The following is an 11545-nucleotide window of genomic DNA, read 5'->3' on the forward strand; positions in this document are numbered from 1 at the left end:
AGAATAAATTCAGCGGTTGCCGTTCCCGTTCTGCCCACTACCGCCTGCCTGCTGTCCACGAATTTGTTTTTGCTATTGTGGCCTTCACCCGCTGCATCGTCTTCCCAAAGGGTGAAAAGCAGTTTTTCACCCGTAAGATTGACACAGTAAGCAACAGCCACCATCTTTTCGGTATAGCTGAACACCGTTCCGGGCATATCGTCTACGTAGCGGAGTTCCACCCTGTTGATCTTCGGAATTCCGGCCGGCTGCGGCGTAATATCGATAGTGGTGGGACCGCTGCCTTCCGGCTCATGCAGATAAGCTTCGAGGCGGTAGGTATTTTTTGAGGCCACTTCCCCGAAAGTAAAACTTCCGTCACCTTTCTTTTTAATATTGGTTGTCGTAAAGCTGCCGTTGGAGCGCTTTTTAAAAAGCTCCCACGTTACGGCTGCGGGATTTCTTTCACCGGCCGGAGTGGCGGGATACCAGTCGGTCACCATATAAGTCGTTTTCTCCCCTACTTTCGGAGCAGNAAAAAGCTCCCACGTTACGGCTGCGGGATTTCTTTCACCGGCCGGAGTGGCGGGATACCAGTCGGTCACCATATAAGTCGTTTTCTCCCCTACTTTCGGAGCAGGGTTTCCCGAAATCTTTGAAACTCCTTTTTTAGACATAGATGGTGTTTTTTGATTTAATACGCGTCAATTTCGCTTTCCAAAACGGTTTCCTGATAGTTCTGCATTTTTACCAGAGGGTTGATATGCTGAACCGTTTTATTATCTGCATTTTTCACATTCTTCCTGCTCATTTCCCCGCGCTGCCCATGATCTTTGATGGTGATCTTTCCCCCGACCGTGCATTGCAGCTCCGAAAGTTCGGTAACAATCTTTTTGCCCATAATCTGCACTTTATCATAGGTTTTCTGCCATTTACCGGCCGGTGCATAGGTACAGGGAAGATAGCCGCCGCTGCTGGGCTTCAGCTTACATTTTCCGAAACTCGGACCCGGAGGGTTGAACTGGAGATCGTCTTCCGTAACGCCGAGGTAATCGGCATTGCCATCGGAGTCATTCCAGAAATGTTTCTGATGGGAACTTACTTTATACTGGGGGAACTGGTCGCCTTGGTTACACTGGGCTTTGCCTTTCTGTACAACAAAATATTTGCCGTCATGAGGGGATGATTGCTGAGACATATCTATGTGATTTTGGGTAATGTCAAAGATAAAAAATTTAGATTAAAAAATAAAAAAGCAGAAAATAAATTTCTGCTTTTTCAGGTAATAAGTTCTTAATGCCCTGTATATTCCGGTTCTTCCACCTGCATCATCGTCGGCATAAAGTATTCGTTCAGCCAGTAGAAGGTCTGCCCGTTCTGCTGGATCTTTACTGCCGGATCATTCCTGTGGGACAGCATACGGTCTGCCAAGATTTTATAATGGCGGAAATAATTCCTTACGGTTTCATTCGTCACAATTTTGGATTTTTTCCAACCCTTCAGCATATATTTCGACATCAGTTCTTCTTCGGAATTGTCGAAGCCTGTGCTTACCCCCACTGCGAAAGACATCGGCTGCTTGTACAGTTCACCTTTATCCGGAAATTGAACGGAAGGATTGTATTTCTTCAGAAGCTTTACATATTCATTAATGGCTCTGGACTGTTTGAAATCCGTCCTTTCAGCACCGGTATTGCGGTACACTTCCGTGTAGAACTGCTTTAAGTTATCAAACTCTTTTTCAGAGATCAGCACTCCTTTTTCGAGACCCGGTTTGAAATCCTTCAGCTCTTTTGGGATATAGCCTTTTACGAGGAACGGATTGCCGTAATTGATCAGCTGTGCAGCAATACCTGCCGGCACCGGATTGGTGAGTCCGGGATACAGATATTTGTATCGTACATCAACATCCGTTTTTCCCGCTCCTACCGAAGAATGGAAATAATCGTTAAGGGATTTATCAAGGTTCGTATTATCCAGTGTAACCTGAGAAATCAAGCTGTCTACGGATTTTTTCAGGTAGCCTGGTGTCGCAATATCACCTTTTTTAGGGAAGATCACAAATCCCTGCGCCATGCTCTGCTTAGGATAATCCAATGAAAAGAAACCTTCGTCGCCCTCTACCAGATTGAAATTATTTTTCGTTAAAACGTCGTTCTGGTTAATAATTTTCTGTTTTTTAAGCTCAGCAATATTTTTAGCGGTATTTGTGACTACGTTTTCAGACATCAATACGAAATCATTGTATGTATCGGAGGATCTTGCACTTGTCTGGAACATGATGAGCCTTGCCTGGGCCTGGGTCAGGGAGTTGATCACGCCATACATATTGCCGCTCTGGTCGGCGGATGTTCCTACGGTGATGACAATATTGGTTTCATCCGGTACACCCGACAGAAGATTTCCCGCTGCCATCAGGCCTTCGCCTACAGGCTGATAACCGCTGTTGCCCGTACAGTTCATCTCATTACTTTTCTGATCGATGAATGTGGTAATCTTGCTGTAATCGGTATTTAATCCGGAAACAGCAACATTATCTCCGCAGGAATTGTTTTTATACAAAACCACTCCGTATTTTACCTGATTGAAATAGGAAGGCTTCTCAAACCTGAGCTGAAGATCCTGCAGCAAAGATTTAACAATCGGAGCATACGGTGCATTGGGTGCACTGATGTCCAGGGCAAAAACAATATTGATTTTTTTATTTTTCTCCGTAATCTCCCTGTAACGGTCGAAACGGATCGGTTCTCCCAGAACATTGAATACATAATTATTGCTGTAGTCCAGGATATTCGTAAAATATTTGGTTTTTGAATCCGGCGTCGGAGGTTCATGCAGCGGTAAGGTTACCGGAAAGATATTTTCCAGCGGTGTTCTTTTGTTCACATCCGTAAGCAAGACGGCCGCTTTGTCTTCGGCTCCGTTCCTGCCGGGAGCACCTTCATGAATACCCAGAGCTGTATCGGTAATCCCCGTGGTATTTTTCATCTTCACGGCAGAACGTTCGCCCCAGGCTGAAATGACGTTGGAGCTTACCCAGCCGTAAAGTCCGTTACTGATGCTGTCCATATCAACGGAAGGCTTCTTCCCTACCAGGAATCTTTTGTTGTTTTCGGCCTGCTTGTAGACATATACGATCTGCCCGTTCGGGATCTTCACATCGGCCTGTTCGATCAGGCTCGGAGAGTTGAACACCATGATCGAATCGTTTTTATAGTATCTTTCGGAATTACGGATTACTTCGCTGTTGCTCGGCACAACGGCAACCCTTACCGGAAAGCCTGTTTTTTCACTTTTTAAAGAATTGCTCCAGAGCAGCAGGTCGGATTCCGGGATCCATCCATAGGTTTTAATCTGCTTGGAAGAAACTTTTTTCATTAGGGCATCTGGAATATATTCAGCGACTTTTACCATGCCGTCCCTGCTTTTAAGAACCATCAGCGGTTCCAGGAACTTTACTTCCTTATACGATTTTTCGTCATTTTTATCCAGATAAGCCGTATTTCTGGAACGGTCTGAAATAGCGATCCACGGAACGGCTTTTTTAGGAAAACCATTGATTACCGGAGCATTGTCTACCTGACTGTAATGCGATGGCTCAGGTGTTTTTTTCGACGGCAGTTTTACCTGGCAGCTTACCAATAAAACGGAAATACCTACATAATATGCTGCTAGAGGAAATTTATTTTTCATCTTGATTTATTTAAATGATTGGTGAATCCCGGAAGTCCGGAACTGGAATTATTTGCTTTGGTTAATATCGACTTTCGTTACGCAGTTCTGTGCATCATCGAAGTTCACTTTCACGGTCTGGATCACATTGTTTTTATCGAACTGCAATCCTGCGCAATACATATAAAAATTGTTGACCTTACTGTCGTTTACTTTTACCACGGTATTTTCATTGTTACACAGATACGTTCTCAGCAGGTAGTTGTAATGCATGTTGAAACTGTTTCCATTGGCAATCTGCTGAAGATGGTATTTGAAATCATTATCGATTTTGGCATAGGCATCTTCCACAGTTACCTCTTCTTTCAGGGCATCGTATGCCGGAAGGATCTTGATCTGGTGTAAAATAGGTTCCGCGCTTTCGTCCGTATAAAGGGTTACAACATAATCTCCCGGCTTTTTGTAGGAATAGATGGCCATTTTATCTTTGGAATCGATATTTCCGGTCTCGCCGAATTTCCAGGTAAACTGCCTGGCATCCGAAATGGCCCGGAACTGTACGTTTTCAAACTGCATGGCCTGAGTCTGCGCATCGATAACCGTTCTCATCTTCGTGGAATCGGCAGGCTTGGGAATTGTTCTGGCGGAAACCATGACCGGAAAAGATTTGGAATATTTGTTATCGATAATCAGGGTTACCTGATAATATCCCGGCTTGTTGTAGAAGTGGATGCCGCTGCTTTTATCTGTGGTGGTACCGTCCCCGAAATTCCACCGCTTGGTTTTGGCAAACTGGGTTTTATCCTCGAACAGCAGGGTGTCTCCCACCTTGAGCGTAGACGGATATACGACTCCGACAATATCATCCGCCGAATGTATCACTTTCTTCTGCAGCCAGAGGGCTACAAGTGCCGCAATGAGCAGCGTCGCAATAACACCGATGATAATGTTTTTCTTGTTTTTCTGAAAGTAATTCATAGTTCGTGATTGTGTGATGTGTGTTTTATTTTGTGTGTGATTTTTTCTCAGCAGTTATATGTATGTTTTACTGGGTCCTGGCCTTCAGTGCTGTTTCCCGCTGGAAAAGCTGGTTTGTCTTTTCCTTAAAACCTATGGAACATTCATCAAACTGCTTTTCAAAGTTTTTGATATTTTCCGTTTTGCTGGAAATTAATTTTTTATCGTTAAAATACATTTTGTAGAATTTGGCAATCTGCGGATAGGCATCTTTCCTGATATCCGTAATGTTTTCCCCGGTCTGGAAATAGTTGGCCACATCATTGATTCCGTACATGATGTTGCTTTCCTCAAAGGGTTGCGGGGCTTCATCCGTAAGACGGTTGATCATCGCAAAGGTGCTGTCCATGGTTTTATAGGAGAATTTCTGTCTTTGGTCGAACCTGGCTTTTTCCTCAAGATTCTGTACGGAAACGATGTCCTCATCCGAAAAAGGCGACTCAAATCCTTTCAGGAATATGATTCCCAAAAATATTAACGCGGCGAAAAGCATGAGAATTAAATATAAAAACTGATAATGCCTTTCTTTTTTTGATAGTGTGATTTGTCCCTGCATAGTATTTAGTTTTTATCTTCTGCGTCTGCTTCCTGAAAATTTTCTGGTGGGATCTACCCGAAGCTCGTGGTTGACAATGCCTACTTTCCCCTGGCATTCGCTGAGGTCGCGTAAAGCATTCTGTTCTTTGTATGATACTTTGACGATCTGGTTTTTAAGCGTGAGCATCGGGCCAATCTGTTTCATGAGAATGGAATAATGCCTGAAATTATCGGCACTGTCTTTTCCCATGATGTTTTTGGCATCCCGTACGTTGTCGATGATGTAATTTCTTAGGAAAATATCGTTGTCCACCTTATTGATGTCCAGCTGGTCCATCCGGTACAGAATGCTGTCGACATGGATTCTGAGAAGGTCGCTTCTGACAAGCAGCTCTCGGTAATTATCCGCTTCTTTTTTTATTCCTTCCCGTTGGATGTCGTAGCTTTTGAAAAAGAAAAATACGCAGATGAAGGAAACACCTGACAGGACAATGAATGACAGAACAAATTTCCAAATGCCTATCCTGACGTCCGATTTGTTTAATTTTTTCTCCCTATTCGAAGACATATGTTTGTGATTTGTTTGGAATGTGAAATTATAAAAAAATAATGTATATACAAAATTAAGTATTCTGTTTATTTGCTGCCGTTTCCGAATTAAATGACAAAAGAAATGTGGTAGTGGGTTTTAGATAAAATATTTCCCGATTTGGAAGGGTTGTATTTGTTGTTGGAAAGCGAGAAGGCGCAAGTTAAAATTGACAAACACGCTGCTTTAAGGCGTAAGGAATTTGGCGGTATGAAATTTTGTGCAGCTAAACAACTACGTTTTAAAATTAACGCAAAGAATTATTTAAGATGCCGTTTTATTGAAGCAGGCAAAGACAGATAAATTTGCTGCACGAAACCGGCGTATAAGGTTTTTTAAATAATATGAATAAACATGCGCTTCCTCAAACCAGATTGCTGATTCCTTCTTTAGCTTCCTGGAAATAAACAGATTAGAATTAAAAACTTTGCGTCAAAAATATCACGCAAATTACAAAGATTTTTCCGTGCGGGAAATTTTCAGAAGATAAACAATAAGAACAAATTCAAATAAACCGAACTCTGTTATTTTAACGTGAACTCTAAGTAAAATCCGGATTAACAGGCTGGAAGATGAAAGCTGGATGCTGGAAGTTTTTCTTGTCAACATTACGATCAAAGATATTAATTTAATCGTTTGTTGCATAGGAATAGAAACTCTATTAAAATTCCGACTCATCAAATTAAACTCAAATCTATTATTTAAATAAACGACTGAACATAAATTAAATACGGTCGAATTCACCTTATTCCATCAAAGATAATCTTGCGCCCTGAAGCTGCATTTTTGTCTATTTAATGTGCACTCCGACACTATAACTTTTATTTAGACCTGCTCTTATCAAACATCTTAATGATGCGTTTCAACAAAAGTAATCCCGGAATTACACGAATATTAATTTTCACATTCGGCTTATTTTCATAATTTAGTAATCTGAATTTTAATTATCATTCACCAAATCGATATTAAAAGTGAGCAAAATATTGAGTAATACTGTGCGATTTTCCATAGCAGACAGTGACTTTTATTTTAAGAAAATACTGGTCAAGACCCTTACCGAAAATCCTTTTTACATCCTGTTAAACGACTGCAACAACGGCCACGAGCTGATCAGCAGGAATTACAGAAGACAGGAAGATGTATTTATCATCGAACTTTTCATGCCTGTATTAAGCGGGCTGGAAGCCATCAAATACATCCGTAAGAGCAATACCGAAACACCGATCATTACCTATTCCGGAACCTACCAGGAAGATATGGCGGAGATTATTTCCGGCATCCCGAACATGTATTACTGCCAGAAGAAAAGCAATATCATCAAAGATATCATCAAAGGAAAAATAGCTTCAGACAGCTTCGACTATGCTGCGTATACCAAAGCCTGGGAACAGCAGCCGCTGGCGGTGATGGAATATATGGACCGCCAGAAAAAAAGCCAGGAAGAGCTTTCCCCGACAGAGATCCAACTCATGAAATTCTGCTACGAGGGCTTCAGCAACAAGGAAATCGGTGAGAAACTGAACCTCAGCACGAGAACCATCGATACGTACATCAACCGCCTTACGGAAAAGCTCGGACTGAAGACCAAACTACACCTTATCCGCTTTTGCGTAGAGAACGGATACTACAATTCCAGCATGTAAAAGGGAGTTAATATTTTTTTAACCCAGAGTAAATATTAAGTTTTCAACCTTTTAAAGAAAAATATTTTACCACTAATTTGCTAATATTCAATTTTTTTAACTAAATTTGCACACCTAAAATTTAAAATTAAAATAAGGAAATGACAAAGGCAGAATTGGTAAACACCATCTCAAATAAGTTGGGAACCGAAAAGAATGAAACACAGAAAGTTGTAGAGGCTTTTATGCAAGAAATCAGGACTTCTATGTATAATGGAGATAATGTTTATCTAAGAGGTTTTGGATCTTTTATCATTAAAACCAGAGCAGCAAAAACGGGAAGAAACATCTCTAAGAACACTGCTATTGAAATTCCTGCTCATAACATTCCTGCCTTCAAACCATCAAAATCGTTTGTGGAGAAGGTAAAAACGAAAGTTACCGTAAAATAAAACATTAACTGAATATTAACTAGTTACTAAAAAATTATAATTATGCCAAGCGGAAAGAAAAGAAAAAGACACAAGGTTGCAACACACAAGAGAAAGAAAAGAAGAAGAGCGAACAGACATAAGAAGAAATAATCTCTTTTTCTCGAGATCTACGATATAAAAAATATAGTTGGTGATTTTAAATTTTAAAGCCTCACCGACTATATTTTGTTTTGCAACGATAAGATGCTGCGGAAAAGATGTTTTTTTAATAGTTCACCAAAAAATTATATTTCATTGAACACTAATGCTTACCTTAAGCGTAAAATTTATATGATGAAAAAAGCTTTCTTTTCCTGCCGTCTTAACAATTTTATCTTACATTAAAATGAAGAAAGAACTAATAGTTTCGCATGAGGATGATCTTACGAAGATTGCCCTGCTGGAAGACGGAAGACTATGTGAACTTCATGAGCAAGAGGACAAAAGCGGTTTTATAGTTGGAGATGTGTTCATCGGGAAAGTGAAAAAGCTGGCCCCCAATCTTAATGCGGCATTCGTGAACATCGGATACGAAAAGGATGCCTTCCTGCATTATCAGGACCTGGGCCCGCAATATCTCACTTACAGAAAATTCGTAAAGGATACGATTTCCAAAAAACAGAACACATCAAGCTTAAAGAATTTCGAGATACAACCCGAAATAGATAAAAACGGAACGGTAGACAAAGTCATTGCCAAAGATGACATTGTGCTGCTACAGATCACCAAAGAGCCTATTTCTACGAAAGGACCGAGAATTTCCACTCAGGTTTCCTTAACGGGGCGCTTTCTGGTTCTGATCCCTTTCGACAACAAAGTTTCCATTTCCAAAAAAGTGAGAAGCAATGAGGAGAAAGAAAGACTCAGAACACTGATCGAGAGTATAAAACCTGAAGGTTTCGGTGTGATCATCCGGACCGTAGCCGAGGGGAAAAAAGTTGCCGATCTCCACAACGACATGAATCAGCTGATTCAAAAGTGGGAAACAACTTTTAAGAATATACAGAAAAACAAAGTTCCGTCCAGGGTTTTAAGCGAAGATGATAAAGCTTCAGCTATTTTAAGGGATAACTTCAACCAGGATTTCGTCAGCATCACCTGTGACGACGAACAGATGGTTGAAGAAATGAAAAATTACGTGGAAGTAATTGCCCCGGAAAGAAAGAATATTGTCCATTTTCACAATTCCCATATTCCGCTCCTGGAATATTACAATGTTGAAAAACAGCTCAAACAAAGCTTCGGGAAACACGTCAACATCCCAAGCTCAAAGGGTGCTTACCTGGTGATCGAACACACTGAAGCGCTGCACGTAGTCGACGTAAACTCCGGTAACAATATCACCACCGGAGCTGCCGTAAATAAAGAACACGCTCTAAGGGTAAACAAAATGGCAGCTACCGAGATCGCACGACAGCTGCGTCTCCGTGATATGGGCGGCATTATCGTAATCGATTTCATCGACATGACGAACCCCGAACACCGAAGAGATCTGTTTGAACATCTGAAGGAAGAGATGAAGCGCGACAAAGCCCGCCACAAGATCCTTCCGCCGAGTAAATTCGGACTCATCCAGATTACCAGACAGAGAAACCGTCCGGAAAAACAGATCGAAACCAAAGAAGAAAACCCGAATAAAGACGGAGAAATTGTAGCTCCGATCGTTATCGTGGAAAGAATGGGCGAGGCCCTGAGAACGATTATGCAGAAGGAAAAAGGAAAGCTTTACCTTCATGTACACCCATTTGTGGAAGCCTATCTCACCAAAGGACTCAACAGTATCCAGACGAGATGGTTCATCAAATACAAAAAATGGGTCACCGTAATCCCAAGGGATTCCTTCAAATACTTGGAATACAGGATTTACAATTCAAAAAAAGAAGAACTGACAGGATATTCCAACTGATAGAAAATTTAAAATCTCCGTTTCGTGCGGAGATTTTTGGTTTTTATTACTAACAGGATGGTACATTGCATTTTGTCATTCTGTATATTGGGGTATTCGCCTTCAATTTATTAAACCGCATCAGACAGGCTGGGCAACCCGCCTATCTCGTAACCACCGAAGACAAACCCGATTTTGAGAAGCTTCATCTGATGAATCAGATTGACGAAGAAGACCGGTCCACGATCTTTAAACTGGTCGATAAAATGCTCACGACCAAAATCCCAACACTTCTTTAATAAAAATGTAGCTACGTTATAGTTTCGTTTTGTAATACAAAACGAAACAACTTTTTAAAACACAAAACCCACCGCAAAAACGGTGGGGTTTATTTTTACAAACATAAGTGGAACTTGCGTGCAAGCTGTATACTTGACTTTTAATTAGATCTTAAGTTTTAATATCAATATTCCTATTATCATTAAATGATTCTAAAATTATTGCCTCAAGTTCTTTAAAACTACATGCTAGTATAGTTGAAGATATTGAAATAGGAGAGCCATAGGTTTTAAATGTTCCTTCTAGCAATCTCCTTTTAATGTCATTCTGATTGTTTATGTATTTATGAGGGTTCTTTACATTAATAATTAAAAACTTATTTGATGAGATACTAATACTGTGGATAGAAGTGATATCGTTCCAGGAAATCATTCCTACACTTGTATAACTGGAATTATCTATAATTCCTTTTTCATCCACAACAAGACTAATCCTTTTACTAACAAGAACCTTTATAATAAGGATCAAGCATATACTGAAAAAGATTATTGATATATATCCCGTAATACTTATAACAATAGAATTTCTAAATATATTAGAAATAAAATAATCAGGATTGATAACAAGAAATAATCCTAAAATAATAAATATTACTGCTGCTGTTATAATTAATAAAAATTTTGTTTTACTACTTTTTATTTTAATTGTGTTCATTATATTTTAAATCTTAATTTTTACTTTAATAAATCATCAGCCAAACCTTCAGCAATTTCACCGCCCCAAAAGCCTCCAACTATACCACCAACTATACCACCAATCGCCCCTCCAATTGCAGTTCCTTCAGGACCGATAAGAGTTCCAATTGCACCTCCTACTTTCCCTAATGCCCAAGCTCCTCCGGCTGCACCTGCAAGACCACCTCCAACACCAGCAGTTGCAACTTGGGCATTTTTTCCAAATTTACCTTTGTCTTCATAAACTCCATAAGCAATCTGACCTGCATTAATTGCATACCCAACATAACCGGCCCCCTTTGCATATTTTCCATATTTTGCAGTTGCTAATAAATAATTACTTCTTAATCCTATTTGAGAGTCTGCTGCCCTACCAGCATATCGAACGCTCCTCATATTACCTAAATTATCAATCCAGTAGCCATTATTATAAAGAGCTGTTCTTTGTTTGGCAATATATTCAAATCCTCCACCAACAGCAGTAGATCCCCAATCAGCCCAATCTTTATATGCGCTCCAAGGCGTACTGTTATCATTACTAACTTTTACAGAATGTAGTGTGATGCTACCAGTATACCCGGTCAGAAAACCATCAAAATCATTATACATTGAGTTTTCGGGATTATCTAAAGTATACCATTGTAACCTTCCGTTTACATTTATGATATTGCTTGTCTGCCCAGACATCAATGCCCTATATGCAGCGGTTTCCCCGAAAGGAGTACTTCCCCCACCGCCGCCGGAACGAATTTTCATTT

General features: G+C 40.4%; 10 protein-coding genes and 1 pseudogene. 4 read left to right on the forward strand and 7 right to left on the reverse strand.

The window, feature by feature from the left end; genetic code table 11:
- Window positions 1-673: 673 nt before the first annotated feature.
- The 5 genes from ACED20_RS20750 to tssO form a co-directional block, all read right to left on the reverse strand.
- Window positions 674-1177: a DUF4280 domain-containing protein gene (locus tag ACED20_RS20750; RefSeq protein ID WP_378106635.1), complete on the reverse strand. Its 504-nt coding sequence runs from the start codon at window positions 1175-1177 to the stop codon at window positions 674-676.
- Window positions 1178-1272: 95 nt separating this feature from the next.
- Window positions 1273-3672 carry a type VI secretion system protein TssR domain-containing protein gene (gene tssR / locus ACED20_RS20755; RefSeq protein ID WP_378106637.1) on the reverse strand — a complete coding sequence of 800 codons (2400 nt, stop codon included), beginning with the start codon at window positions 3670-3672 and terminating at the stop codon, window positions 1273-1275.
- Window positions 3673-3720: 48 nt separating this feature from the next.
- Window positions 3721-4629, reverse strand: coding sequence for a PKD domain-containing protein (locus ACED20_RS20760; protein ID WP_294197895.1), 909 nt, complete (start codon window positions 4627-4629; stop codon window positions 3721-3723).
- 67 nt (window positions 4630-4696) lie between these two features.
- Complete coding sequence (locus ACED20_RS20765) at window positions 4697-5224, reverse strand: type VI secretion system transmembrane protein TssO (protein WP_294197897.1); 528 nt, start codon at window positions 5222-5224, stop codon at window positions 4697-4699.
- A gap of 12 nt (window positions 5225-5236) precedes the next feature.
- The gene (tssO, locus tag ACED20_RS20770) at window positions 5237-5773 is read right to left on the reverse strand and encodes a type VI secretion system TssO (RefSeq protein ID WP_294197899.1); all 537 of its coding nucleotides are present in this window, start codon (window positions 5771-5773) and stop codon (window positions 5237-5239) included.
- Between the two features lie 1004 nt (window positions 5774-6777).
- On the opposite strand from tssO, the gene ACED20_RS20775 reads away from it, so the two are divergent.
- The 4 genes from ACED20_RS20775 (at window position 6778) to ACED20_RS20790 (ending at window position 10073) form a co-directional block, all read left to right on the forward strand.
- Window positions 6778-7437: a LuxR C-terminal-related transcriptional regulator gene (locus tag ACED20_RS20775; protein WP_294197901.1), complete on the forward strand. Its 660-nt coding sequence runs from the start codon at window positions 6778-6780 to the stop codon at window positions 7435-7437.
- A 140-nt stretch (window positions 7438-7577) separates the two neighbouring features.
- Entirely contained in the window at window positions 7578-7868 is a 291-nt protein-coding gene (locus ACED20_RS20780) for an HU family DNA-binding protein (protein ID WP_027388329.1), read from the forward strand.
- A gap of 367 nt (window positions 7869-8235) precedes the next feature.
- Entirely contained in the window at window positions 8236-9795 is a 1560-nt protein-coding gene (locus tag ACED20_RS20785) for a ribonuclease E/G (RefSeq protein ID WP_294197958.1), read from the forward strand.
- Window positions 9796-9860: 65 nt separating this feature from the next.
- Window positions 9861-10073 carry a hypothetical protein gene (locus ACED20_RS20790; protein ID WP_294240217.1) on the forward strand — a complete coding sequence of 71 codons (213 nt, stop codon included), beginning with the start codon at window positions 9861-9863 and terminating at the stop codon, window positions 10071-10073.
- A 151-nt stretch (window positions 10074-10224) separates the two neighbouring features.
- On the opposite strand, the gene ACED20_RS20795 is transcribed toward ACED20_RS20790, so the two are convergent.
- Both ACED20_RS20795 and ACED20_RS20800 read right to left on the reverse strand, forming a co-directional pair.
- Window positions 10225-10767 carry an STM3941 family protein gene (locus ACED20_RS20795; protein ID WP_378106641.1) on the reverse strand — a complete coding sequence of 181 codons (543 nt, stop codon included), beginning with the start codon at window positions 10765-10767 and terminating at the stop codon, window positions 10225-10227.
- 20 nt (window positions 10768-10787) lie between these two features.
- Window positions 10788-11545, reverse strand: a pseudogene (locus ACED20_RS20800) (hypothetical protein); the annotation flags it as partial.

Origin of the sequence: Chryseobacterium sp. sg2396 (assembly GCF_042610505.1) — a bacterium.
Taxonomy (GTDB): Bacteria; Bacteroidota; Bacteroidia; order Flavobacteriales; family Weeksellaceae; genus Chryseobacterium.